Raw genomic sequence first — 26,909 nt, forward strand, 5'->3', positions numbered from 1 at the left:
TTGTGTATATTTGAACTTATAAAAATTAAAAAATTAAAAATGAAACTTTTAGAAAATAAAACAACTTTAGTAACAGGAGCCACTAGAGGTATTGGCAGAGGAATTGCATTAGAATTTGCTAAACAAGGATCTAACGTAGCATTTACTTATAGTTCTTCTGTTGAAGCAGCAAATAGTTTAGAAAAAGAATTAGAGTCTTTTGGTATTAAAGCAAAAGGTTACCAATCTAATGCAGCAAATTATGAAGCAGCTCAACAACTTGCTAATGATGTTTTAAAAGAATTTGGAACGATTGATGTTTTAATTAATAATGCAGGAATTACAAAAGATAATTTATTAATGCGTATTTCTGAAGAAGATTTTGATACAGTTATTGAAGTAAACTTAAAGTCTGTATTTAATTTAACAAAAGCCGTTATTCGTCCAATGATGAAGCAACGTGCTGGTTCTATTATTAATATGAGTTCTGTAGTTGGTATAAAAGGAAATGCAGGACAGGCAAATTATGCTGCGTCAAAAGCTGGAATTTTAGGTTTCACAAAATCTGTTGCCTTAGAATTAGGATCAAGAAATATACGTTGTAATACCATTGCACCAGGATTTATTGAAACTGAAATGACTGGAAAATTAAATGAAGATGTTGTACAAGGATGGAGAGATGCTATTCCATTAAAAAGAGGTGGAACTCCTGAAGATGTTGCCAATGCTTGCGTATTTTTAGCTTCTGACATGAGTTCATATATTACTGGACAAACACTAAGTGTTGATGGTGGTATGTTAACATAAAACATAAATAATTGGAAACTAAAGTGTTGATATTTATTGTTTTAGCTTTTTTTGTTGCAGTAGGTATCGCTGGGTTTCAATATATTTTTAAAAATAAAGAAAGAAGCCAATTAAATTATTGGCTTTCTTTTTTACGTTTTTTAGCCTTGTTTTCAATTTTTATTTTACTCATAAATCCAAGTGTAAAAAAACGGATTATTGAAACTATAAAACCAAAATTATTGGTTGCTATTGATAATTCAAGTTCTATAAAACACCAATCACAATCTGAAAATGTTTTAAATTTTGTAGAATTATTAAAAAATAATACTGCCTTAAACGATAAATTTGAAGTTGATTTTTATCAATTTGGCACTCAATTAAATACTTTAGATTCCCTTTCATTTAAAGAGAGTAAAACAAATTTACAACTTCCATTTAAGGAATTTTCAAAGTTATATAAAGATGAAACAAATCCAATTGTAATTATTACTGATGGTAATCAAACCCTTGGTAATAATGTAGCGTTTGCTAATTATAAAAGTCCTGTCTATCCATTTATTGTTGGAGATACTACAATTGTAGAAGATATTTTTATCAATCAATTAAATGTTAATCAATTTACATATATAAATAATAATTTACCAGTTGAAGTTTTTATAAATTATAATGGCGATAAATCAGTAACTAAAACATTTAAGGTTTACCACAATAATAAAGTAGTTTATAACAAGCAGATAGAATTTTCGACAACAAAAAAAGTACATACTGAATCGTTTTTTATAACATCTAAACAAAGTGGAAATCAATATTATACTGCTGTAATAGAGCCACTTGTAAATGAAAAAAACAAAGAGAATAATTCAAAAATATTTAGTGTAAATGTCATTGAAGATCAGACTAAAATTTTGTTGTTAACATCAATTACTCATCCAGATTTAGGGATGTTAAAAAAAGCTATTGAAAGTAATAAACAACGGTCTGTTACTATTTTAAATATTGATAATAAAAATTTAAAATTAATTGATTATCAATTGATTATAATATATCAGCCAAACAATAAGTTTAATGCTGTTTTTAAAGAAGTAGTTGATAAAAAACTAAACCATTTTATAATTACAGGTTTAAGTACTGACTGGAATTTTTTAAATTCTGCACAAAAAATATTTTCAAAAACAGTTACAAATCAATCAGAAAAATATAGTCCAGTATTAAATAAAGAATACGCAATTTTTCAAACGAATGAAATTGATTTTAACAGTTTTGCACCCTTAGAAGATTTATTTGGTGAAGTAAATTTTTCCAGTACTTACAACACATTGTTGTATCAAAAAATTGGAACTATTACGTTGCAAAAACCACTTTTAGCAACGTATGAAGTTGCCAACCAAAAAGGGGCCATTTTATTTGGCGAAAATAGTTGGCAATGGAGAATGAATAATTTTAAAGAAAATAGATCTTTTGAACAGTTTGATGGATTTATAGCTAACTTAATTCAATATTTATCTTCAACTCAGTTGAATAAAAGGTTAAATGTAGTTATTGAGCCGATGTATTATACAAATGAAACTATTAGTATTTCAGCAAGTTATTTAGATAAAAACTTAAATTTTGATGATAGAAGTAAGCTATGGATTACTGTTTTTAACAATAATAAAACAATTTTAAAGAAAGTTCCTTTTGCATTGGAATTTAATAGTTTTAACTTAGAACTATCTGATTTAAAGGCTGGAGATTATAATTATACTGTATCGGTAGAAAATCAAAAAGAAACAGTTTCTGGAATTTTTAAAGTATTACCTTTTGATGTTGAGCAACAATTTAGTAATTCTAACCCACAAGATTTAAAGATTTTAGCACAAAATACCAATGGTACTATTTTTTATAATAATCAGGAAAATAAGCTTATACAGCAACTTTTATTAAATGATTCTTATAAAATCATCCAAAAATCAACCATTGAAAAAACTCCACTAATTGAGTGGAAATGGTTGCTTGCTTTTATTGTAATTTTATTAACTATAGAGTGGTTTATGCGTAAATATTATGGAAAAATTTAATATTTTATCACATTCAATAAATTTATCAAATAGCACTATCAATAAACCTTATCAAAATAATTTTATTAATTCAATTTAATTTCGAAACATTTAGCATCATATTATAATCTCAATATATATTATTGTATTTGTGGGTAAAATTGGCGCATTTATATTATCATTTACTATATTATTTCAAAGTTTTAACTTTGAAATAGATGATGTATACAAATTACCTACTTTAATAAATCATATTACTTGTCATATTGAGAATGGAGATAACTTTGGTAATTTTATTGATTTACATTATGGTAATAAATCAAATTCTCATCAAGAAAAACATAAAGAACACAAAGATTTACCATTTAAGCATCAACATTCCGATTCTCATATGCAATTATTTGTGATGAATAATTTAAAATTAAATGTATCTAATCTTGAAATAGGTTTTAATACTAAAAACTTCATATACAAAGAACCTACATCAAATCAATTCACAAACAACTTTTTACAACCTCCACAAAAGTAACATAGCTTCGTTTTTTTATTAATAAATTTGAGAATCATGGTTTTGGTTTTCAATACTACTCATTACTAATTAATACATTATGTTACAAAAAATTATTAAGTCAAGTATTGATAATAAGCTTATTATATTATTAATGACCGCTGCAATTTTTGGATTTGGATTGTTTTCTCTCACCCAAATTTCAATTGGAGCAGTACCTGATATTACAAATAATCAGGTTCAGGTAATAACTACTTCCAGAAATTTATCAACACAAGATGTGGAACAATTTATTACATATCCTGTTGAGTTAGAAATGGCTAATTTACCGGGTGTTACAGAAATTAGATCTATTTCAAAATTTGGGTTATCGGTTGTTACCATTGTTTTTGAAGATAAAATTGGTACTTATTTGCCACGACAGTTAATAGCCGAAAAAATTAAAACAGCTTCAGAAAAAATACCTGAAGGATTTGGAACACCAGAAATGGGGCCAATTACTACAGGTTTAGGAGAAATTTATCAATATACGTTAGAAACTAAGCCTGAATTTAAAGGAAAATATTCCGCAATGGAATTACGTACCATTCAGGATTGGGTGGTTAAACGTCAATTATCTGGTATTCCTGGAGTAGTAGAAGTAAATACTTGGGGTGGTTTTTTAAAACAGTATGAAGTTGCTTTAAATCCGGAGAAACTAAAATCGATGAATATCTCTCATGCGGAAATTTTAGAAGCAATTGAAAAAAACAATAGCGTTGCCGGTGGTGGTTATATTGAAAAAGCCAATGAAAGTTATTTTGTACGTGGTGAAGGAATGATAAAATCTTTAGAGGATATTGAAAATATAGTTGTAAAAAATGTGGAAGGAGTTCCTATTTTAATCAAAAATATTGCAGATGTAAACTTTGGTTCGGCTAATAGATTTGGTGCTATTACTGGTAATGGAGAAGGAGAGAAGGTATTAGGTCAGGTAATGATGTTAAAAGATGGAGATTCTAATAAAGTAATTGATCAAGTAAAACAACGTGTTGCTGAAATTCAAAAATCACTACCGGAAGGCGTTTATATCAATGGCTTTTTAGAGCGAAGTGAGTTAATTGGAAAAACAACTTTTACTGTTGCCGAAAATTTAATTTTAGGTGTAATTATCGTAATCTTCGTAGTAATTTTATTATTAGGTAGTTTTAGATCGGGTATTGTGGTTGCTTCTGTAATTCCGTTAGCCTTGCTTTTTACAATTTCATTAATGTACATTTTTAATATTGATGCAAATTTAATGAGTTTAGGTGCCATAGATTTTGGTATAATTATAGACGGAGCTGTTATTATTGTTGAATATATTGCTTTTAAAATTACGAGTAGCAGAGCTGAATTATTGCAGTTATCTAAATATGAAAGTCAAGAAATAATTGATGATATTACGTATAAAAGCAGTTCAAAAATGATGACTTCAGCAGTATTTGGACAGTTAATTATTTTAATAGTTTTTATACCAATTTTATCGTTAAGTGGGGTTGAAGGAAAAATGTTTAAACCGATGGCAATGACATTTAGTTTTGCTTTAATTGGCGCAATGTTTTTATGTTTTACGTACGTTCCAGTAATATCTTCTATTATTTTAAAACCCGAAAAAGTTACTAAAAACAACGTTTCTAAACGTTTAATGGCCTTTTTTACTGCAATGTACGAGCCTGTTATTCAATGGGCATTAAAACATAAAAAAGCAGTTATTGCAATGTCTGTTGCTTTATTATTTGGAACAGTCGCTTTATTTTCTACTATGGGTGGAGAATTTATTCCAACCTTAGATGAAGGTGATTTTGTTATTCAACCAGTGTTAAAAACTGGAACAACTTTAACAAAAACTACTGAAATTACAACCAAAATTGAGGAAATATTATTAGAAAATTTTCCTGAAGTAGATCAAGTTGTTTCTAGAATTGGTGCAGCGGAAGTACCAACCGATCCAATGTCTATGGAAGAAAGTGACGTAATTATTAAATTAAAACCAAAAGGCGAATGGGTTTCAGCAGATTCAAAAGATGAATTAGCTGATAAATTTAAAGAGAAACTTGCCATTATACCAGGAATTGATTTTGAATTTACGCAACCTATTGAAATGCGTTTTAACGAATTAATTACGGGTGTTAGATCTGATGTTGCTGTGAAAATTTATGGTGAAGATTTAGCTATTCTAGCATCAAAAGCCGATGAAATTAGAAATAAGATTGTAAACGTTGAAGGTGCATCGGATATTATTGTAGAAAAAATTGATGGTTTACCACAAATGACAGTAAGTTATAAAAGAGATAAAGTGGCGCGTTATGGTTTAAATATTCAAGATTTAAATCAAATTGTGTCTATGGCTTTTGCTGGACATACAATGGGTAGTGTTTTTGAAGGTGAACGTCGTTTTGATTTGGTAGTTCGTTTGCAAGCAGATTACAGAAAAAATATTGATAATCTTAAAAATTTATATGTTGACACACCATCTGGTTATAAAATTCCATTAAACGAAGTAGCAACTATTGAGTACACAAAAGGTCCAGCAAAAATTTCTAGAGATAATACCAAACGTCGTATAGTAATTGGTGTAAACGTACGTAATAGAGATATGGAGTCAGTTGTGAAAGATATTCAGACTATTATTGAAGCAGATGTTAAGTTGCCAGTTGGATACACAGTTTCTTACGGTGGTCAGTTTCAAAATTTAAATAGCGCAAAAGCACGATTGAAATTAGCTGTTCCTATTGCATTATTATTAATATTTATATTGTTGCATTTTGCATTTAATTCAATTAAAGATGCCTTAATGATTTTCTCAGCAATTCCGCTTTCTGCAGTAGGAGGCGTATTATTTTTATGGATGCGTGATTTACCTTTTAGTATTTCTGCAGGAGTTGGTTTTATTGCATTATTTGGTATTGCCGTACTAAATGGTATTGTGTTAATTGAGCATTTAAAATCACTTAAAGAACAAGGTTTTGATGATGTTCACGAACGTATTTTAAAAGGTACAAAAGAACGTTTACGCCCTGTAATTTTAACTGCCGCAGCCGCTGCTTTAGGGTTTTTACCAATGGCAATTTCCACAAATGCTGGAGCAGAAGTTCAGCGTCCATTAGCAACTGTAGTAATTGGAGGTTTGGTAACTGCTACATTTTTAACTTTGGTAGTGTTACCAGTTTTATATGCTTTGTTTGATAAAAAATTAATAAAAGTGAAACGAAAAAAGAAAATTACTAAAACTTTGCTATTGTTATTGTTACTAATTCCAGTAGTTAGTTTTTCACAAATAAAAGCGATTAGTTTAGACGATGCAATTTCTATAGCTGTAGAAAATAACAAACAACTGCAAATAAAATCTTTGGAAATTGATAAATCTAATAAATCAAAAATGAGTGCTTTTGATATTGATAAAACAAGTGTTTATTATTTAAAAGACAGAACCAATTTAGGAGTTGATGGTAAACCTTATGAAACGTATGGTTTTAGTCAAACTATTGAGTTTCCAACGGTGTATTTTGCACGAAATAAAACGGCAAATTTATCAACTAATATGTCGGAAATTTCGTTTGAAATAGCTAAAAATGAATTGATTAAAAAGGTATCAAAATCATATTATCAAATTGTATTTCTAAATAAAAAATTAGAATATTTAGTATATATGGACAGTTTATATAGTAATTTTTCAAATGCAGCGCAACGAAAGTTTGAATTGGGCGAGTCTAATTATTTAGAAATGATTACTTCAAAAGCAAAATTTAAGCAATTTAGCTTGCAATTAAATCAGCTTAAAAATGATATTTTAATTGCCTATCAAACTTTAAAACAATTATTGCAGAAAGATGAAGATTTTGAAATTTCAACTTCAGAATTGCATAAAATAACTATTAAAGAACAGCAGTTAGAAAATCATTTAATTAATAAATATTATACAGAAAATTCTAAATTATTTAAGGCTCAAAAAGGGTTGGAAATACAGCAATTATTGCCAGATTTACATTTTAATTACTTTAGAAGTGAAGATGTTTCAACCAATCATTCAGTGAATAGTTTTCAGGCAGGTATCACAATTCCATTAGCATTTTGGGGAAAATCCAGTAAAATTTCAGCAAAAAAAATAGCATACGATATTGCTCAAGAAGAATCGTTAGAAGCTAATTTCAAGTTAAAATCTAAATACGCGATTTTAATGGAAGAGTTACAAAAAAACGAAGCGCAATTAACGTATTTTAATGAAAATGGAAACACTATTGCCAGCGCTATTTTGAAGACTGCCACAGCAAGTTATAAAAATGGTGAAATAGACTTTTTTCAATATATACAAAGTATTGAAAATGCCAATCAGTTACAAATTGATTATTTAATGTATTTAAACGCATACAATCAAATTGCTTTAGAAATTAATTATTTAAACCTTTAATCTTCAACAATGAAAAATTTTATATATACAATAGTTGCAATCTCAATTTTCATATTTTCTGCTTGTAACAATTCAAAAGAATCAGAAACAGAAGTAACTGAAACTACTAAAAATCCAAATTTAATAGCAGTTTCAGACGCTCAGTTTAAAAGTGCTGGAATGGAATTAAAAACAATGGAACATCAAACGTTTGCAGAAACTATAAAAACAAACGGATTTATTGATGTGCCACCAACTGATAGAGCAATGGTAAGTGCTATAATGGGCGGTTATGTTAAAATTTCACACTTATTAATTGGTACAAAAGTTAAAAGAGGACAATTATTGCTAACTATTGAAAATCCAGATTTTATTGAAATTCAACAAAATTATTTAGAGTTGAATGAAACGCTTACGTATTTAAAAAACGAATTTGAACGTCAGAAAACCTTATTTAATGAAAAAATTACTTCAGAAAAAAATTATTTAAAAGCTGAGAGTGATTATAAAAGTTCGTTGGCTCAATTTAATGGTTTAGGGCAAAAATTAAGGTTGATGAATATTAATATAAACAATGTAAAAGCTGGTAAATTTACAAGTACAATTCCAGTTTATGCGCCAATAAATGGTAGTGTAACACAAGTGTATGCAAGTGTTGGGAAATTTATGAATGAATCTGATGTGTTGGTTGAAATTATTGATGATTTGCATAAACATATTGAATTGGTCATTTTTGAAAAAGATGTAATGAACGTTAAAGAAGGCCAAAAAATACGCTTTAAATTACCGGAAAACTCAACAAATTGGTACGATGCCGAAGTGCATTTAATTGGAAAAGCTATTGACGAAAAAAATAGAACGGTAAAAGTACACGGACATTTAGAAAACGAGAAACAAGATTTTTTAGTAGGCATGTTTGTAGAAGCTGAAATTGTTACTAATGAATTACAAAGAATGGCTTTACCAATTTCTGCAATAATTGAAGAAGATAATTCTTATGCTATTTTGCTGCTAACTGAACAGAAAGATGGAAATTATCAATTTGAAAAACGAACTGTTGAAATTGGGTTAAAAAATGAAAATTTTGTAGAAGTTTTAGATTCTGAAAATTCATTAAAAGATAAACAAATTTTAGTGAAAGGTGTTTTTACTCCTTTAGAAGAATAAACATTGAATGATTGATGCCGAATATTCTATTTTAATTAAGATATCTAACTTCTGTTTCGTATTTTTGATAAAATTTTAAAAAAAATAAAGATGAGTAACGGACAATTACAATTGCCTAAAAGTTTAATGCCTTTAATTATATTAGGAATAGTTTTAATAATATTTCTTTCTAAATCTACAGTAACTATTGATGCCGGTGAATCTGGTGTTTTGTGGAAACGTTTTGATGGAGGAGTAGTAATAGATGAACCAGCAATGGGTGAAGGATTTCATATTGTAGCACCTTGGAATAGTGTAGTTATTTATGAAGTGCGTCAACAAGAATTATCTGAAAAAATGAAAGTTCTTTCTTCTAACGGATTGGATATTATTTTAGAAGTTTCTGCTTGGTATGTTCCTCAACACGAAAATTTAGGAAAATTACATCAAGAAAAAGGTGAAAATTATTTAGAACGTGTTATAAAACCTGCTTTGCGTTCTGCTGCACGTAGTGTTGTAGGTCGTTATACACCAGAACAGTTATATGCTAGCAAAAGAGATGTTATACAAAGTGAAATTTTTGAAGAAACTAAAAAAATTCTTGATGTACAATACATTCAATTAAACGAAGTTTTGGTACGTGACGTAACACTACCAGCTACAATTAAAGATGCAATTGAACGCAAATTAAAACAAGAGCAAGAATCTTTAGAATACGAATTTAGATTGGTAACTGCACAAAAGGAAGCTCAAAAACAAATTATTGAAGCAAAAGGTAAAGCTGATGCAAATAAAATTTTAAGTGCATCATTAACTGATAAAATTTTACAAGATAAAGGTATTGAAGCTACATTAGAGCTTTCAAAATCTCCAAATAGTAAAGTGGTTATTGTTGGTAGCTCTAAAGATGGTTTACCATTAATATTGGGAAATAATTAATTATAAATTTCCATTTTATATAATGCATAAAAATGCCTGATAATTTTTTATCAGGCATTTATTATTATGATAAGTTTTATTGAAATAATCTTTAAAAATTATTGTTTGTCTTTTTCTTTAATAGTACTTCCTTTTTTTATGGCTTTATAATTCTCATAACATAAAAGTACGGCTTCAATTAATTGTAAATCACTGGCTTGTTTAATAAAATAATCAGAATAATTACATTCATTTAATAATTCGTTCAACTCATTTTCATCCAATTCTAAATATTCCATCATGAGTTCTCTATTAAACTTTGATTCTAATAAAGATCTTAACTCATCTTGATCTCTTAGTTTTTTAAGCTTTGCTAACTGTTGTGGTTTTTTTCCAAACTTATTGTAAATAAAATCAATTGGTCTAAACAATGCGTCAACTGCAGAATTGTAACTTTTAGCTTGTTTAACACCAACTTCATAAGTTTGAGGAATTCCATTTATGTGTATACGAGCATACTTATCTTTAGGTACATTTTTTGCATCAATTTCTAAAACACCAATAAGTTTATGCGATTTTACTACAACTTCTTTTAGTTGTTCTGCTTTTTCATGCAATTCTATTACTAATTCATTTCCTTTTAACAAATCATTAGTAATTTTCAATTTTATAGATTGATAGCCTAAATAGGAAATATATAAAGTATCATTAACCGCTGTAGGAATTTCAAAATTTCCTTCATCATTGGTTACTGTTCCAATAACACTATTTAAATTAAACAGATTGGCAGCTTTTAAAGGCTGTTTGTCTGAAAAATCCACTATTTGTCCATATAGAGGAAATGTGTGTTCTAGTGGTTTTAATGAGTCCTTTAACTTTATTTGCTGAGAAATTCCATCAAATGAAATAAGGATTATGGCTATGTATAATAATTTTTTCATCATATGCAATATTACTATTAATCTTATAAAATAATGTTAATTATAATTAAAAAATAATTCACTTTTATAAGTCTGGAGAATTATAATTTATTTTTAAAAGATCAGGATATTTAAAAGAATAATTTAATGCTTTTTTTAGTTTTTTATTTGATACTATTTTAAAAGGACTGTTGTCTTTTTCTTCAAAAACAGGTTGTTCAACACCAATATCACTTTTAACTTTTATATAATAATCTCTTCTATTTGGATGTATATCAGCACAAGCATTAAATATTTCACCCCAAATTTGTTTTGAAATTATTTCATATAAAATATTTACACAATCATCTTGATGAATCATGTTTACAAAACCATTAGGATTAGGAATAACTCTACCATTCATAAAAAAGTTACCCGGTTTTCTATTGTAGCCAAATAAACCAGCAAAACGTATAATGGTTGTTTTAAATTGTTTATTTTTTAAAAAAAGGTTTTCAATTTCTAAAAGCGGTGAAGATTCTAAAACATCCTTTTCTGTAACTATATTATTTTTAGCAGTGTAAACAGATGTTGAACTTATGAAAATCACTTTTTTTATTGTGGATGTGCTGATGTAAGTGAGTAGTTTTTTAAAACCATCAATATTTTTAGAAGGTATTGCAATTAAGAGAATTTCTGATTTTAAAAAATCAGAAATTTTAGAATTTGATAAATTTTCTAATGAAATTAAATACGGTTCAATTTTTAAATCTTTAAATAGGTTAATTTTATTTTCAGAAGTTGTAGAACCTTTTACAAAATAACCGTTTTTAACTAATTGTTTTGCTGTTGGTAATCCTAACCATCCACATCCTAAAATACTTATTGTTTTATTCAATATACTTTTTGTACAAACTTACTAATTTTTAAAGTATTTTGTAATTAATGCAAATAAATTATCCTTATCAATTGGTTTTGAAATATAACCATTACAACCTGCTTCAATTGTTTTTTCCTCATCTCCAGAAAGGCCATAAGCAGTTTGAGCAATAATAATTACATTTTTATTAAACTGTCTTATTTGTTTTGTTGCCACTAATCCGTTTAAATTTGGCATTTGAATGTCCATAAGAATTAAATCAATATCAGGATTCTTTTTGCAAATTTCAACAGCTTGAACACCATCAAAAGCAGTAATTATTTCACTACTAATTTCTTTTACTAAAATTGAAAGTAACGATGAGGAAGTTTCATCATCTTCTGCAATTAAAATTTTAAGATTTAGATTTTTAGTATTGGTTGATTGAACTTTATTATTTGCAGTTGTTTGCTTTGATATGTTATTGGAGTAAGGAAGTGTAAAATAAAAAGTACTTCCTTTATTTTCATCGCTTTCTACCCAAATTTCACCATTCAGCATTTTTATAAATGCTTTGGATATTGATAATCCTAATCCAGCACCTTGCCTTGCCATTTTATCAGCTATGTCGGCTTGAATAAATCTTTCAAAAATTACACTCTGCTTATCATTTGGAATACCAATACCTGTATCTTTTACAAAAAATTCAATATTATTTTCTTTTTTATGATATCCAAACTCTATAGATCCCTTTGAAGTATATTTGATTGCATTTTTAACTAAATTTGAAAGTATTGCAGATAGTTTGTCAGGATCTGATTTTATAATCACATCTTCATCTGGAAGTGTTTTTAGCAAAGTAAGTTGTAAAGCTTTATTCTCAGCTTCATGTTTAAAAAAGGAATAAATATATTCTAACTGCTCATTAATATTTACTTTTTTTATTGAAACTTGCATTAATCCAGATTCTATTTTCGAAATATCTATAATATCATTAATAATATTAAGCATTCTATTTCCGCTTTTTTCAATAATTTCAAGATATTTTTGTTGTTTTTCTCCTGAAAGGTGTGGTTCTTGCAATAGTGATGAAAATCCTAAGATACCGTTCATTGGAGTTCGTATCTCATGACTCATATTCGCCAAAAATGCAGATTTTAATTTATCGCTTTTTTCAGCGTTTTCTTTTGCATTTAAAAGTTCCTCTTCTATAAGTTTTCTTTCAGTTATATTGCTTCCAAAACATGAACCACCAATTACTTTTCCGTTTTTTATAATTGGGTTAAAATCAATATGTATATATATTTTTCCGTTTGGTGAATCTACAATATCTTCAATAGAAAACTGCTCGTTAATTAATACTCTGTCGTATCTTGGTTTCCAAATTGGCCTTAAATTTTCAGGAAGTCCTTTTACTAAATTAGAGCCTTGTGTTAATAGCACATTAAAAGAATTGTAAAATTCTTGTTGAAATACATGGTTTATGTATAAAATATTATAATCATTATCAAAAGCCCAAATGCTATTTGTTGTACCTTCAATAATTGCCGTAATATTAGAATTTATTGCTTCAGTTATTTCTTTTGCAAGGGTTAATTCTTGAGTTCTTTCCGTTACTTTTTTTTCTAAATTTTTATTTAATTTTTCAATTAATAGTTTTTCATCATCTAATTTTTGGTTTAAGTGAAAGTTATTACGTTTTTGAAATTCAATATTATAACTAGCAACCATGCCAATAACATTAGCGCTAATAAAAAAGAAATTATTAGATATAATAACTATTAGCGGTGCTTGTATAATAAAGATAGCAAGTATGTTAAAAATAATCAACGTAATCCAACCAGCAATAGTGGCGTAAAAAAAACGTAATTTAATAAAAAAATATCCAGCCGAAAAAACCAACATTAAGCCCGCATAATATGAGTAATTTTCAGGTTCAAACATGGTCATTACACTTATACCAGTCCCACCAACAATAAAACTAATTATTAATAATGCTTGCCAATACTTTTGAAATATTTTAGAGAATGAAAATATTAAAACAAATGAAATAAAAGGAATTACAACTAAAAATCTAATTTTAAGAAATATATCAGCATATTCAGGAAATATTTGAAAATCTAAAAACCCAAATAAACCGTATATAGTTGCAAGTAAAAGCAGTGCAATTCTTAGTTGTAAAAGTGAGTCTTTAAAATATTTTTTTCGATATAAAATTTCTTTCTCTTCAGGAAATGATAAAGTGAATTTATTATAATTCATTTGCTCAATTCTATTTTTATCAAAATCCATTAAGTATAGTTTAAATAAGACTTATGTTTTAAGTTTTGTAAAATTTAAATATGATTACATCTGATAAATTTTAAAAACTCACACTAAAGATGTATGCAAATTTCTAAAATTTAATTTTATTAATAATTGACTTATGTCACTTACAATAAACTAAATATAATAATTCTTTTAAAGTAGTTGACTAAAGATTTTAATATATTTTAGAGCACATTTAATAATTTAAAATTTTATTAAATGTGCTCTAGAGTGTATTTAAACTGCTTTTTTAATTTTTATTGAAGAATGAATAGTATCATTAATTAATTTCGACCATTTTTCAATTAATTGTACCTCTTTATTTAGTTGAGGGTTTAATTCTGCATTATAAAATTCTAAAACTATTTCTGGTTTATTTGAAGAGCTTGATGTTAAAACTAACTGTAATAATTCAATATGATTACTACTGTCATTTAATTTCATTATTTTACATTTTTGATAATCAGATAATTGTATTATTTCTGAAGTTTCAGTGTCTTTAATTTTTCTATAAAAAAACAATTCATTACTGGTAGTATTTATGCCAATTGCAGATTTATACCAAATATCATTTTGTAAAATGGTTGTATTATTTTTAGTTGCTAATTCAAAAAAAGCATTTTTAATTTTTTGTTCATTTTTTGTTCTACTATTTCCTGATAGTATAAATGGTAAGGTGCAAAGCGCAACCATTACTAATCCAATTATAAGTGTACTTGAATCCATTATATTATGTTTTATTTAATTATTTATTTAAAAATCAATAGCATATAAAACTAAATTTATGCACATATGATGTGTTTAAATATAAAATAGCTGTTTATGATGCTTTAAAATACGTAAGTGTTAAAATAAAATCACCAAAAATAATGGAAAGGATATATAAGATCTGTTTTTCTATATTTTATTAAAAAATTATAAAAAGCAGTTGTGTATTGCGAAAAGGTACTTGAATAAATTTCTTCAGTTATTTTTAAAAAAAGTGAAAAATTATTCGAATTATTTTTAAATGTGGAAATTTGAGATTGACTAGATTCTTGTAAAGAACTTTCATTTTCCGCAATAGATGTTATTATTGTAGAAGCTACAAAAGTAAAACCAGTATCTTTTTGAAGTTTACTAATTTTAGTTTGAGAAATGTTGGATTTAATTTGAACAGTTTTATCAATACCTTCAGTTGCAAAGCAGTAGTGCACTGAAAGTAAGCAAATAATACTTAAAAAAAACCATTTTTTCATGACACAAATGTAAATCGTTTTTTAATTCAAAAAACCAAAACTGTATTTTTTTATAAAAAAAGTTAAAAAAACTTATTTTAAAGATGGGTAAGGAACTTACAACAATATTTAAAGTCTATAATTATTGTATAAATTTAATTTTAAGTGCGCGTAACTGGATTCGAACCAGCACATTCTAAGCGAATACCAGCCCCTCAAGCTGGCGCGTCTACCAATTCCGCCACACGCGCTAAATTAAAAAAGAAAAGGTCAAGCACTTGGCTTGACCTTTTGTGACCGGGCTGGGGCTCGAACCCAGGACCACCTCCTTAAAAGGGAGGTGCTCTACCAACTGAGCTACCAGGTCATTCTTCCTTTTTCGCAATTGCGAGTGCAAATATATAACCAATAGTTATATATGACAAGTTTTTTTATGTAGTTTTTTAACCGATATTTGTTTTTTTAAATTTTAAAGCTCAAAATTAAGAGTATGAAAGTTGTTTTATTAGGCTATATGGCAAGTGGTAAATCTGCAGTTGGTAAATTATTAGCTAAAGAATTAAATATTCAATTTGTTGATTTAGATGATTTTATAGAAAAAAAAGAACAATTAAGTATTTCTGAAATATTTAAATTAAAAGGAGAAATATATTTTAGAATTAAAGAAGGTGAATATTTAAAAGAATTATTAAATTTTGATAAAAATTTAATAATTTCATTAGGAGGCGGAACACCATGCTATGGAAATAATATGGAAATAATTAAAAATAAATCCAAATCTTTTTATTTAAACGCATCTATAAACACTATTTACGAAAGATTGATTGGTGAAACATCTAAAAGACCTTTAGTTGCTACTTTAGGAACAAATAATTTAAAGGAGTTTATTGCCAAGCATTTATTTGAAAGAAATCAGTTTTATGAAAGATCTGATAATACCATTTTAGTTAATAATAAAAGTATTAGTGAAGTTTCAAAAGAAATAATGACATTTATTTAATTACTCAATTATTGCTAGCGCCTTATTTTTTTCAAAAACCACAGCAACGTGCTCTTGCATAGATGTAGATAACGAAATTCCTTTAAAATCTGCTTTTACTGGATATTTTTTATGATTTCTATTTATTAAAACTGCTGTTTTAAATTTTTTTAACGGAACTTCTAAAAAGTGTTTAATTCCATACATTAATGTTGTTCCTGAACTTAAAACATCATCAACTAAAACTAAAGATTTATTTTTATAATCATTAGAAGGTATATCTGTTTCAACCTTTTTTAATGGATTTTTTTTATCAATTTTCACCTCACACAAAACAATTTTTATAGTAGAAATTTCTTTTAATATTTTAACTATATTTTGAGCAAATACATAGCCATTTCCATTAATTCCGGCTATAATAATTTCTTTTTCGTTACTGTTAGTTTCGTATATTTGATAAGCAATTCTTCTTGTTTTATTTTGAATTTGCTCATTTGTTAATATGATAGAACTATCCATGGTTATTTAATTTTTTTCAAAGATAAAAAACAATTCTCTTCCATCTCTAGGTTTTATAGAATTATAGCATCTTTCTAATACATTTATTGAAAATTTTTCGTAAAATAGTTTTGTGTATTCTACAATACTTCCTCCAAATGGTGGACCAACTTCGGTAAGTTCAAAATTAAAAAGCAGCCCGATAACTTTACCATTTTTATTTAATAAGTTGTGCATTTTATTACAATATGCGGTTCTTAAATTAGGATCTAAAGCACAAAAAAAAGTTTGTTCAATAATTAAATCATACGTTTCGGAATGGTTAAAAAAATCATCGTGAATTAAATGCTCATCAGGAAAATCTGGGAAACGCTTTTTTAAATTTTTTAAAGGTTGTAAAGCAATATCAATAACAAATACGTTTTTAAATCCATGTTCAAATAAATATTCAGCTTCATAACAGTTTCCTCCACCAGGAATTAAAATACGTAAGTCTTTATTTGTAAGTTGATTAAAGTATGTTGTTAGTGGAGTAGAAGCATAACCAATATCCCAGCCAGTAGCATTTTCTTTATATTTATTTTCCCAATAATCTTTATTAAACCTTGAATTCATTTTTTAAATAGATTTTATTAAACCACCATCAATTGGAATATTTGTTCCGGTAATATATGCAGCGTAATCAGATGCTAAAAATGCAACTAAATATCCAAATTCTTCTGGTTTTCCTAATCTTCCAGTAGGAATATCATCGGTAATTAATTTCAAATTTTCTTCTAATGAAATGTTTTTACTTTGAGCTTGAAATTTATTTAATTGTTTAATTCTTTCTGTATCAAATATTCCAGTTAAAATATTGTTTACAGTTATTCCATAAGTTGCAACTTCTATTGATAATGTTTTTGCCCACATTACTACTGCTGATCGAATAGTATTTGAAAGTGCTAAATGCAAAAGTGGAGTTTTTACAGATATGGAAGTTGTATTTATAATTCTTCCAAAATTATTTAATTTCATTTGTGGTAATGCCAACATGGTTAAATGGTTGGTTGTTTTAAACAGTAAATCAAATGCATTTTGATAATCAATGATTTCTTTTTCAAAAACGCCTCCAGCTTCTGGGCCATTGGTGTTATTTATTAAAATATCAATAGTATTATTTTTAAAATAGTTGGTTGTAATTTTTTCAAATGAAGAAAAATCATAAAAATCAACTACTAAATAGTTATGTTTTTGATTTAAACTTGTGTCTAATTCATTTAAAACTGTTTTTAATTTTTGCTCATTTCTAGCCATTAAAGTTACGGAGGCTCCACATTTTGCTAATTTTAAGGCAATTGCTTTTCCTAAGCCTTGAGTACTTCCCCCAACAAGTGCTCTTTTATGTTGTAAATTAATCTTCATCATCTTGGTAATCTTCAATATCTCTTCTGTCTTTTTTTGTAGGTCTTCCAGTGCCTCTTTTTCTGTAAAAATCTTTAGAATATTTTAATAAATCTAACTTTTCAAACTCTTCAGCAGGTGTTATATCTTTTCTATATAAATCTACTAATTTAGCACTTAATCTGCTGGTAGGCATATCTAATACTTGAATTTGATAGTTAATTTGATCTTTTCTAACAGTTAATTTTTCGCCACTAAACACAATTTTTGATGGTTTTACACTATCGCCATTAATTTTTACATGTCCTTTTTTACAAGCCTCTGTAGCAATACTTCTAGTTTTATAAAAACGGATACACCATAAATATTTATCAATTCTCATATAATAAAGTTAAAATTTACTTTTTATCTTTTTCCAAAGGTATGAAAATAGTATCTTGCGCTCCTTAAAAAACAATATAAATGAAAATTAAAAACATATTTTTTATAGCAACTTTTGGCCTATTAATTTTTGCTTGTGGAAAAGATAATAAAGAACCTTTTGATGCAGTAGCACAAGCTGAAATTGATGATGTTAGTTTAATTGAATATTTACAGTCACATTATTTAAACGATGATGGCGCAATATGGACTATTACAAATGGAGAAACTCCTTTAATGAGCCAGGTTGATGTTATGACAGTTTCAAAAGATGATATTTCTTATAAATTGTATTATTTAATTGAAAATGAAGGTTCTACAATAAGTCCAAAAAGGCCAGATTCAATTTTAACGAAGTATGCAGGAATAACTTTAGATAGTATTGTTTTTGATTCAAACGCTAGCTTAAGTTGGTTTTCTTTAACAAATTTAATTGATGGATGGAGTTATGGATTTACAAAATTTAAAGGTGGAACAAAAGTAGTTAATACTGATGAATCTTTTCATTTTGAAAATTACGGTGAAGGTTATTTATTTATTCCTTCAGGACTTGCATATGCAAACAGTGCACAAGGTGTAATTCCAGAAAATTCACCATTAGTATTTAAAATTGAATTACACGATGTAAATTATGCTGACCATGACAATGATGGAATTTTATCTATAGATGAAGATATTGACGGTGATGGTAATGTGAAGAATGACGATACTGATAATGATGGAATTCCTAATTATGTTGATACTGATGATGATGGTGATGGAATATTAACTAAAAATGAAAGTTTAACAGATGATGATGATCAAGATGGGACTCCAAATTATTTAGATCCAGATAATTAAAATATCAATTTAGTATATCATAAAAAAAGCTTCTCAATTGAGAAGCTTTTTTTATGCTTAGTTATATTTTTACTTATTACTCTTCGTTAAACTAAATGAAAGGTTAACAATAATTTGCTCTGGTCTAGTATCTAATTTAAAGTTTGTGTTGTTGCTAACAAATTTTGCTTCATTCTCATTTAAACCTCTTTCATATCTAACATCAATTCCTAATCTTCCAAATTCTAAACTAGCACCAATATTTAATCCCATTGTAAATTCGTTTTCAACTTTGTCAAAATCAATACCATTTATATTATTATCTAAAATATATTGAAATGATGGACCCGCAAAAACACTTAAAGGACCAATAAGTTCAAAACCAAGTAAAACTGGTGCGTCGATTTTAGATAATTCAAAATCTTGGTTTCCAGAATTTAATTCGTATTCACTGGTTGTTTTTGTATAAACTAATTCAGGACGAATATATAAATTACCTAAATCAATTTTACCATAAACTCCAATATTATACCCAGATTTACCTTTTCCTTTATCTTTAATAATTGAATTTGCTTCAGTAGTAAATTCACTTAAATCACCATTAGAATTGTAACTTAAACCGCCTTTTAAACCAAAGCTACTTTGGGCTTGAGCTGAAATTAAAAAAAACAGAAAAGTAGCTGTAAGTAATAGAATTTTTTTCTTCATAAGATTTTAATTTTATTGTTTTCACTACTTAAAACGCAATAATTATGCCTTTATTTTCTGGAAATTACTTTTTGAACAGCTTTTACTATGGCTTTATCGTTTAATTCGTACTTTTCCATTAACTGTGCAGGAGTTCCAGATTCTCCAAAACTATCATTTACAGCAACAAATTCTTGAGGAACTAAATTATTTTGAACCAATACTCTTGAAACGCTTTCACCTAAACCGCCAATAATGTTATGTTCTTCAGCCGTTACAATGCAACCTGTTTTAGCAACAGATTTTAAAATAGCAGTTTCATCTAAAGGTTTTATGGTGTGAATGTTAATAACTTCGGCACTAATTCCCATAGCTTCTAATTGCTCACTTGCTTGTAATGCTTCCCAAACTAAATGACCTGTTGCAACAATAGTAACATCGGTTCCTTCAGTTAATTGAATAGCTTTTCCGATTTCAAATTTTTCATTTTCTGGCATGAAAACAGGAACAACTGGACGTCCGAAACGTAAATAAACTGGTCCGTGGTAATCAGCAATTGCAATAGTAGCAGCTTTTGTTTGGTTGTAATCGCAAGTATTAATTACTGTCATACCTGGCAACATTTTCATCAGCCCGATATCTTCTAAAATTTGATGTGTAGCACCATCTTCACCTAAAGTTAAACCAGCGTGTGATGCGCAAATTTTCACATTCTTTTCAGAATAAGCTACTGATTGACGAATTTGATCGTACACTCTTCCTGTTGAAAAGTTTGCGAATGTTCCTGTAAATGGAATTTTACCTCCAATTGTTAAACCAGCAGCAATACCAATCATATTTGCCTCCGCAATACCAATTTGAAAAAATCTTTCTGGATTTTCTTCAATAAATTTTTCCATTTTTAATGAACCAATTAAATCAGCACATAATGCAACAACATTAGGATTTGTTCTTCCTAATTCAGCTAAACCTGCTCCAAATCCCGATCTGGTATCTTTCTTTTCTGTAAATGTGTATTTTTTCATTTTTTATTTATTAAAACGGCTCAAAAATAATGATTATTAATGAGTACTACTTATAAAATTTTTAATTCTTGATATAATTTATGAACAGGTAATCCCATAACGTTATAATAACTACCTTCAATACTTGTAACTCCTATAAAACCTATCCATTCTTGAATTCCATAAGCACCGGCTTTATCAAAAGGGTGATAATTTTCAACATAAAAGTTAATTTCTTCTGTACTTAATTGTTTAAAATTTACAACTGTAGTGTCAGAAAATACCACTTGTTTAGCAATTGTTTTTATACAAACAGATGTAATTACTTTATGACTTTTTCCAGATATTTTTTGAAGCATTTCTATAGCTTCGTTGCTGTTTTTTGGTTTTTCAAGCGCTTTATTATTTAGCCAAACAATAGTGTCTGATGTAATTACAATGTTATTTTCAGCAATAGAAGTTTCAAAAGCTTTTGCTTTTAAAGTGGCCAAATAATTGGTAATTTCTTCACCTTTTAAATTTGTTGGATACACTTCATTAATAGATTTTACTTCAATTGTAAAAGGAATTTGTAATTCTTTAAATAATTCTTGTCTGCGAGGTGAAGCAGATGCTAAAATTATAGTGTTGTTTTTAAATTTTTCTACAAGCATTTTTAATGTATAATTGATAAAATTATTAATATATTGATTCCAAAAAACATCACTAATTTTAATAATGAACTAATTGTATGTATCTTTTTTTGGGATTTAGCTTTATTAATTTTTATAGTAACATACAATATTGGAAGTAGTATAAAAACTATAATATATAATGAAATAACAATCTGTCCAGAAGTAAAATAATTTAAAAATAAAACCAATAAAAATATTAAAAAAACACAGAGTATACTAATAATATTTTTTGTTCTTTTTATTCCAATTAAAATAGGTAATGTATTCATTTTTAGTTTATAATCGCCATTTATATCTTCTATATCTTTAACTAATTCTCGTATGAAATTGATGCAAAATGCAAAAAAGGTTACAATTAATATAGTCGTTTTTACATAATTTAAATTAGTAACACTACCAGTAGTATTTAAATCAAAAATTAGTAAAATAAGTACGTTAATTGAAACCAAAAGAGCAACGATTAAATTACCAATTAAAGGAAGTGACTTTAGTTTTTTTGAATAATAATAGAGTAGTAGTGCAGCTCCTATAAATATGAATGAAAGTGATGGTTTTTCAATTTTTAAACATATAAAAATTCCGAAGAAAATACCAATTGTGTTTAAATATAAATACCATCTTTTAGCAGTTTCTTCATTAAAAATTACGCTAATTATCAACTTTTTAGGTTTGTTAATTTTATCGGTTTCAATATCAAAAATATCATTTATAATATAACCTGCAGCGGTAATGCTTAAAATTGCTAGTAATAGTATAAAAAATTGAAAATTAGTTAGATTAGTACCTATATCAAAATTTGGAAAAAATAAAAATTTAATAGCAATTTGAATGTATATAATAAGCAGTAAATTTTTCCATCTAATTAAATTAAAAAAAGCGGATAACTGCATTATTGGTTTAATTAAAATTCTTTTTAATTCTATCTAAATTAATTTTATTTTCTCGAGATTTAATATTTTCACGTTTATCGTAATTCTTTTTACCTCTACAAAGTGCAATTTCCAATTTTGCCCAACCTTTTTCAGTTAAAAACAAACGAAGAGGAATAATAGTTAACCCAACATTTTGAACTTCTTTATATAACTTTTTTAATTCGTTTTTGTTTAATAAAAGTTTACGTTCACTTTTTGGAAGATGATTATAAGCGTTGCCATATAAATACTCTTCAATATACATATTTACGGCAAATAACTCACCTTTTTCATTAAACTCACAAAAACTTTCGGTAATACGTGCTTTGCTTTCGCGAATGGATTTTATTTCGGTTCCAGTTAATTGAATGCCTGCTATATATTTATCTAAAATCTCGTATTCAAAACGAGCTTTTTTATTTTTTATGTTGATATTTTTTTGCATACTAAGGCAAATGTACTACAAATTATAAAATTAATTGTATTTCTAGTTGTGTATAAATTGTATGTTTTTTAAACAACTTTTTAGTTTAAAAAGGAATTTTCAACAATATGTTGTTTACTGTTTTGTTGTTAACTGTTACAATGTATAGGTTCGAATTATTTGAATCTGAAATATCTAAATATTTTTTTTTGCCAATTAGTTTATTTACATAATTTGGAATTGTATTACTATGCCCAACAATTAAAACTGTTTTACCTTTAGTATTTTCTAGAAACTTTTTGTTAATAGCATTTTTAGCATCGTATAATTGTATTTTTAAGCCTTTACTTTTAGCAGTAGGAGAGGCAGTAGCAATTGTTCTTTTAAAATTTGAAGAAAAAACCATATCAAACTTTACGTGTTTAAAAACATTACTCCAATTTTCTGCACGCTTTTTACCTTTTTTTGTTAATTCCGGATTATTTTCTGATGGTTTTAGTACTTTTTCAGCGTGCCGAATAAAATAATACGTAGTAGTCATATTTTCTTGTGAATACAATGCTACTGAACCTAAAAATATAATTAACAATACTATTTTTCTCATTTGAATTTTTTTATTGAAGTGGAAAATTTCATTATGAAAATAAATGTATCTATTTAAAAGTTAATTTCCAATTTTTAAAATTTATGAAATAAAAAAAGGCAGTTTAATTAAACTGCCTTTTAAATAATTAATTAACTTCTATAAGTTTTATTGGTTTTGGTTTTGCAATTTCTAATTTTGGAATTATAATTTGCAATTCGCCATTAACATAGTTAGCTTCAATTTTATCGCTATCTACTACGTTTTTAGGTAAAGTAAAACTTCTTCTAAATGATTGATAACTGTACTCTTTACGAGTATAATTTTCACTTTCATCATTATTTTCAGCTTCTTTTTCCGATTGAATAGTTAAAATGTTGTTGTCTAAATTAATATTAAAATCCTTTTTATCCATTCCAGGAACAGCAACTTTCACTACAAATTGTTCATCGTCTTCCTTAATATTTACAGCTGGTAAAGTTGTATTTGTTCTTGAAAAATTAGAACTAGACCAATCTCTAAAGAAATCATCAAATATTGTTGGTATTACAGGAATACCGGATGTTTTTACTAACATAATATTATAATTTTAAGGTTAAACAATATGTTTTATTTATTTAATAAAAAGCAAAATAAATGCCATTTTAAAATTTATGTCAAAAAAACAGAATAACTGATAAAATGACATTATACATCTGACAATTAATGTTTTAATTAAAAAAAACCGACAATATTTTTTGTCAGTTTTTCTAAAAAATTACAAATGAAATCACTTGTTTCTAAACACAATTTTATCATCAAAAGCATCCAATAAAATACGACTGGTTGCTGTTACTTTACCAGATAGAATTTCTTTTGATAATTCATTTAAAACTTCTTTTTGTATAACTCTCTTTACAGGGCGTGCACCAAACTGAGGGTCAAATCCTTTTATTGCTAATGAATCTACCAAGTCTTCCGTATATTCAATTTGAATATCTTGCGCTTTTAACATTTTAATTAAACCGTTTAATTGTAATTTAACTATTTGTTTTATTTCACTTTCATTTAAAGGTGTAAACATTACAATTTCATCAATTCTGTTTAAAAACTCTGGTCTAATTGTTTGTTTTAATAAAGCAACAACCTCTAATTTGGTAACATCTGTTATGGCATCTCTATTTTTCATATCCATTTTTTCAAATCGTTCTTGAATAATTTGAGAACCCATATTAGAAGTCATTATTATAATAGTATTTCTAAAGTCAGCCAATCTTCCTTTGTTGTCAGTCAATCTTCCTTCATCTAATACTTGTAATAAAATATTAAAAGTATCAGGATGTGCTTTTTCAATTTCATCTAATAAAATAACAGAATATGGTTTTCTTCTTACAGCTTCTGTTAATTGCCCACCTTCATCGTAACCTACGTATCCTGGAGGCGCACCAACTAATCTGCTAACAGAGTGACGCTCTTGATATTCACTCATATCTATTCTAGTTAGCGAATTTTCATCATCAAATAAATATTCAGCCAATGCTTTTGCTAATTCTGTTTTACCAACCCCGGTTGTTCCTAAAAACAGGAACGTTCCTATGGGTCTTTTAGAGTCTTGTAAACCTGCTCTAGAACGTCGTACAGCATCAGCAACGGCAGCAATTCCTTCTTCTTGACCCACAACCCTGTTGTGTAATTCATCTTCTAATAACAACAATTTTTCACGTTCACTTTGCAGCATTTTACTTACGGGAATACCAGTCCATTTTGCCACAACTTCTGCAATATCATCTCTTGTGACTTCTTCTTTTATTAAAGCGGAACTTTGATTTTCATTTAATTCGACTTGAAGTTTGTCTAACTTTTCTTGTTCTTCTTTAATTTTCCCATATCTTATTTCTGCAACTTTACCATAATCGCCCTCACGTTCTGCACGCTCAGCATCAAGCTTAAAGTTTTCAATAGCTTCTTTACTTGCTTGGATACTGTCAACCAATTCTTTTTCACTTACCCATTTAGCATTAATTTCATTTCGCTTTTCTTTTAAATTGGCTAATTCCTCTTTTAAACTAGCTAATTTTTTTTCATCATTTTCACGTTTAATTGCCTCGATTTCTATTTCAATTTGCATAATTTTACGATCCAAAACATCTAACTCTTCAGGTTTTGAATTGATTTCCATACGTAATTTAGCAGCCGCTTCATCCATTAAATCAATAGCTTTATCTGGTAAAAAACGGTTAGAAATATAACGTTGAGAAAGTTCTACAGCAGCAATTATGGCATCATCTTTAATTTGTACTTTATGATGATTTTCATATTTTTCTTTAATACCACGTAAAATAGAAATAGCACTTTCGGTATCTGGCTCATTTACCATTACTTTTTGAAATCTACGCTCAAGTGCTTTATCTTTTTCAAAATATTTTTGATACTCATCTAATGTTGTTGCGCCAATTGCTCTTAGTTCACCTCTTGCCAATGCAGGCTTTAAAATATTTGCTGCATCCATAGCTCCTTGTCCGCCACCAGCACCAACTAAAGTGTGAATTTCATCAATAAAAAGCACAATTTCTCCTTCAGCAGAAGTCACTTCTTTTATTACAGATTTTAAACGTTCTTCAAACTCACCTTTATATTTTGCGCCCGCAATTAGTGCGCCCATATCTAACGAATAAATTTGCTTATCTTTTAAATTTTCTGGAATATCACCTTTTACAATTCTATGTGCTAAACCTTCAGCAATGGCAGTTTTACCTGTACCTGGCTCACCAACTAACATTGGATTATTTTTTGTTCTGCGTGATAGAATTTGTAAAATTCTTCTAATTTCTTCATCTCTACCAATAACAGGATCTAATTTTCCATCTTTGGCTAATTGATTTAAATTTTTAGCATATTTATTTAAGGAATTGTAAGTTTCTTCGGCACTTTGCGAGGTAACTTTACTTCCTTTTCGTAATTCATCAATGGCTATTTTTAAACCTTTTTCTGTAACTCCTTGGTCTTTTAAAATTTGTGATGTTGTATCTTTAGTATTTAAAAGTGCCAGTAATAAATGCTCAATAGACACAAATTCATCATTCATTTTTGATGCTTCATCTGTGGCGTTATTCAGCATTTTTGATGCATTTCTAGATAATGATATTTCGCCACCAGTAACTTTTGAGTAACTTTCTAATGTTTTGTCTATTAAACTTTTAAGTAGTTCAATGTTAATCCCTAATTTTTTAAAAATAAAAGGAATAACATTTTCATCAACTTCAAAAATTCCTTTTAAAATATGAGAATTTTCTATTTGTTGATGTCCGTAATTTTCTGCAAGTTGTTGTGCTTTTTGTATAGCTTCTTGCGATTTTATTGTAAATTTATTAAAGTTCATAACGTATTATTTTTTTGTTTCTATATTTGTCATGTCAAAAAATATTCCACATCGCATAAATGCTTAAAATAAGTCATTTTGTCTTATTTTTTAGTTGTTTACG

General features: G+C 27.5%; 25 protein-coding genes and 2 tRNA genes. 8 read left to right on the forward strand and 19 right to left on the reverse strand.

Features of this window, described 5'->3' with window-relative positions; translation table 11 throughout:
* Window positions 1-39 precede the first annotated feature (39 nt).
* The 6 genes from fabG (at window position 40) to BM335_RS02435 (ending at window position 9,805) form a co-directional block, all read left to right on the forward strand.
* A complete protein-coding gene (gene fabG, locus BM335_RS02410) occupies window positions 40-786 on the forward strand; it encodes a 3-oxoacyl-[acyl-carrier-protein] reductase (protein ID WP_090222718.1) in 747 nt (248 codons plus the stop codon).
* An 11-nt stretch (window positions 787-797) separates the two neighbouring features.
* The gene (locus tag BM335_RS02415; RefSeq protein WP_090222722.1) at window positions 798-2,825 is read left to right on the forward strand and encodes a hypothetical protein; all 2,028 of its coding nucleotides are present in this window, start codon (window positions 798-800) and stop codon (window positions 2,823-2,825) included.
* Window positions 2,826-2,955: 130 nt separating this feature from the next.
* Window positions 2,956-3,333, forward strand: a complete 378-nt coding sequence (locus BM335_RS02420; RefSeq protein ID WP_090222726.1) for a hypothetical protein — start codon at window positions 2,956-2,958, stop codon at window positions 3,331-3,333.
* Window positions 3,334-3,412: 79 nt separating this feature from the next.
* Entirely contained in the window at window positions 3,413-7,741 is a 4,329-nt protein-coding gene (locus BM335_RS02425) for a CusA/CzcA family heavy metal efflux RND transporter (protein WP_090222729.1), read from the forward strand.
* A 9-nt stretch (window positions 7,742-7,750) separates the two neighbouring features.
* The gene (locus BM335_RS02430; RefSeq protein ID WP_090222732.1) at window positions 7,751-8,887 is read left to right on the forward strand and encodes an efflux RND transporter periplasmic adaptor subunit; all 1,137 of its coding nucleotides are present in this window, start codon (window positions 7,751-7,753) and stop codon (window positions 8,885-8,887) included.
* Between the two features lie 90 nt (window positions 8,888-8,977).
* The gene (locus tag BM335_RS02435; protein ID WP_090222735.1) at window positions 8,978-9,805 is read left to right on the forward strand and encodes a prohibitin family protein; all 828 of its coding nucleotides are present in this window, start codon (window positions 8,978-8,980) and stop codon (window positions 9,803-9,805) included.
* A gap of 98 nt (window positions 9,806-9,903) precedes the next feature.
* Here the strand turns inward: BM335_RS02435 and BM335_RS02440 are convergent, their stop codons facing one another.
* The 7 genes from BM335_RS02440 to BM335_RS02470 all read right to left on the reverse strand — a co-directional run bounded on the left by BM335_RS02440 (window position 9,904) and on the right by BM335_RS02470 (window position 15,433).
* Entirely contained in the window at window positions 9,904-10,725 is an 822-nt protein-coding gene (locus tag BM335_RS02440) for a carboxypeptidase-like regulatory domain-containing protein (protein WP_090222737.1), read from the reverse strand.
* A gap of 64 nt (window positions 10,726-10,789) precedes the next feature.
* Window positions 10,790-11,581 carry a Rossmann-fold NAD(P)-binding domain-containing protein gene (locus tag BM335_RS02445; RefSeq protein ID WP_090222739.1) on the reverse strand — a complete coding sequence of 264 codons (792 nt, stop codon included), beginning with the start codon at window positions 11,579-11,581 and terminating at the stop codon, window positions 10,790-10,792.
* A gap of 21 nt (window positions 11,582-11,602) precedes the next feature.
* Window positions 11,603-13,834 (reverse strand): ATP-binding protein, encoded by a 2,232-nt coding sequence (locus tag BM335_RS02450; RefSeq protein WP_245780592.1) that lies wholly within the window; start codon window positions 13,832-13,834, stop codon window positions 11,603-11,605.
* Window positions 13,835-14,086: 252 nt separating this feature from the next.
* The gene (locus BM335_RS02455) at window positions 14,087-14,575 is read right to left on the reverse strand and encodes a hypothetical protein (protein ID WP_090222742.1); all 489 of its coding nucleotides are present in this window, start codon (window positions 14,573-14,575) and stop codon (window positions 14,087-14,089) included.
* A gap of 131 nt (window positions 14,576-14,706) precedes the next feature.
* Window positions 14,707-15,087, reverse strand: a complete 381-nt coding sequence (locus BM335_RS02460; RefSeq protein WP_090222745.1) for a hypothetical protein — start codon at window positions 15,085-15,087, stop codon at window positions 14,707-14,709.
* 145 nt (window positions 15,088-15,232) lie between these two features.
* Window positions 15,233-15,317 (reverse strand) — tRNA-Leu (locus BM335_RS02465).
* 43 nt (window positions 15,318-15,360) lie between these two features.
* Window positions 15,361-15,433, reverse strand: a tRNA-Lys gene (locus BM335_RS02470).
* 123 nt (window positions 15,434-15,556) lie between these two features.
* Between BM335_RS02470 and BM335_RS02475 the strand changes: the two genes are divergently transcribed.
* Window positions 15,557-16,066 carry a shikimate kinase gene (locus tag BM335_RS02475; protein ID WP_090222748.1) on the forward strand — a complete coding sequence of 170 codons (510 nt, stop codon included), beginning with the start codon at window positions 15,557-15,559 and terminating at the stop codon, window positions 16,064-16,066.
* Here the strand turns inward: BM335_RS02475 and BM335_RS02480 are convergent, their stop codons facing one another.
* The 4 genes from BM335_RS02480 to BM335_RS02495 are packed head-to-tail and all read right to left on the reverse strand — an operon-like array spanning window position 16,067 to window position 18,308.
* Window positions 16,067-16,564 carry a phosphoribosyltransferase family protein gene (locus BM335_RS02480; protein WP_177219138.1) on the reverse strand — a complete coding sequence of 166 codons (498 nt, stop codon included), beginning with the start codon at window positions 16,562-16,564 and terminating at the stop codon, window positions 16,067-16,069.
* Window positions 16,565-16,570: 6 nt separating this feature from the next.
* Complete coding sequence (locus BM335_RS02485) at window positions 16,571-17,158, reverse strand: class I SAM-dependent methyltransferase (RefSeq protein ID WP_090222752.1); 588 nt, start codon at window positions 17,156-17,158, stop codon at window positions 16,571-16,573.
* Between the two features lie 3 nt (window positions 17,159-17,161).
* The gene (locus BM335_RS02490; RefSeq protein WP_317041013.1) at window positions 17,162-17,950 is read right to left on the reverse strand and encodes an SDR family oxidoreductase; all 789 of its coding nucleotides are present in this window, start codon (window positions 17,948-17,950) and stop codon (window positions 17,162-17,164) included.
* Window positions 17,937-18,308: an RNA-binding S4 domain-containing protein gene (locus tag BM335_RS02495; protein ID WP_090222756.1), complete on the reverse strand. Its 372-nt coding sequence runs from the start codon at window positions 18,306-18,308 to the stop codon at window positions 17,937-17,939. Before BM335_RS02495 ends, BM335_RS02490 begins: the two co-directional genes overlap by 14 nt.
* 80 nt (window positions 18,309-18,388) lie before the next feature.
* On the opposite strand from BM335_RS02495, the gene BM335_RS02500 reads away from it, so the two are divergent.
* Window positions 18,389-19,186, forward strand: a complete 798-nt coding sequence (locus BM335_RS02500; RefSeq protein ID WP_090222759.1) for an FKBP-type peptidyl-prolyl cis-trans isomerase — start codon at window positions 18,389-18,391, stop codon at window positions 19,184-19,186.
* A 69-nt stretch (window positions 19,187-19,255) separates the two neighbouring features.
* Here BM335_RS02500 and BM335_RS02505 read toward each other — a convergent pair whose 3' ends face one another.
* The 8 genes from BM335_RS02505 to clpB form a co-directional block, all read right to left on the reverse strand.
* A complete protein-coding gene (locus BM335_RS02505; protein ID WP_090222762.1) occupies window positions 19,256-19,873 on the reverse strand; it encodes an outer membrane beta-barrel protein in 618 nt (205 codons plus the stop codon).
* Window positions 19,874-19,923: 50 nt separating this feature from the next.
* On the reverse strand, window positions 19,924-20,877 hold the full coding sequence (locus BM335_RS02510) for a transketolase family protein (RefSeq protein WP_090222765.1): 954 nt from the start codon (window positions 20,875-20,877) through the stop codon (window positions 19,924-19,926).
* A gap of 50 nt (window positions 20,878-20,927) precedes the next feature.
* Window positions 20,928-21,509: a Maf family nucleotide pyrophosphatase gene (locus tag BM335_RS02515; RefSeq protein WP_090222767.1), complete on the reverse strand. Its 582-nt coding sequence runs from the start codon at window positions 21,507-21,509 to the stop codon at window positions 20,928-20,930.
* A gap of 2 nt (window positions 21,510-21,511) precedes the next feature.
* Window positions 21,512-22,420, reverse strand: coding sequence for a geranylgeranylglycerol-phosphate geranylgeranyltransferase (locus BM335_RS02520; protein ID WP_090222769.1), 909 nt, complete (start codon window positions 22,418-22,420; stop codon window positions 21,512-21,514).
* Between the two features lie 7 nt (window positions 22,421-22,427).
* Window positions 22,428-22,886, reverse strand: a complete 459-nt coding sequence (smpB, locus tag BM335_RS02525) for an SsrA-binding protein SmpB (protein ID WP_090222771.1) — start codon at window positions 22,884-22,886, stop codon at window positions 22,428-22,430.
* 85 nt (window positions 22,887-22,971) lie between these two features.
* The gene (locus BM335_RS02530; RefSeq protein ID WP_090222773.1) at window positions 22,972-23,469 is read right to left on the reverse strand and encodes a SixA phosphatase family protein; all 498 of its coding nucleotides are present in this window, start codon (window positions 23,467-23,469) and stop codon (window positions 22,972-22,974) included.
* 127 nt (window positions 23,470-23,596) lie between these two features.
* A complete protein-coding gene (locus BM335_RS02535) occupies window positions 23,597-24,025 on the reverse strand; it encodes an Hsp20/alpha crystallin family protein (protein ID WP_090222775.1) in 429 nt (142 codons plus the stop codon).
* 192 nt (window positions 24,026-24,217) lie between these two features.
* Window positions 24,218-26,806: an ATP-dependent chaperone ClpB gene (gene clpB, locus BM335_RS02540; RefSeq protein WP_090222778.1), complete on the reverse strand. Its 2,589-nt coding sequence runs from the start codon at window positions 26,804-26,806 to the stop codon at window positions 24,218-24,220.
* Between the last annotated feature and the right edge of the window lie 103 nt (window positions 26,807-26,909).

It is taken from the genome of Lutibacter maritimus (assembly GCF_900116115.1).
GTDB classification, from domain to species: Bacteria; Bacteroidota; Bacteroidia; order Flavobacteriales; family Flavobacteriaceae; genus Lutibacter; species Lutibacter maritimus.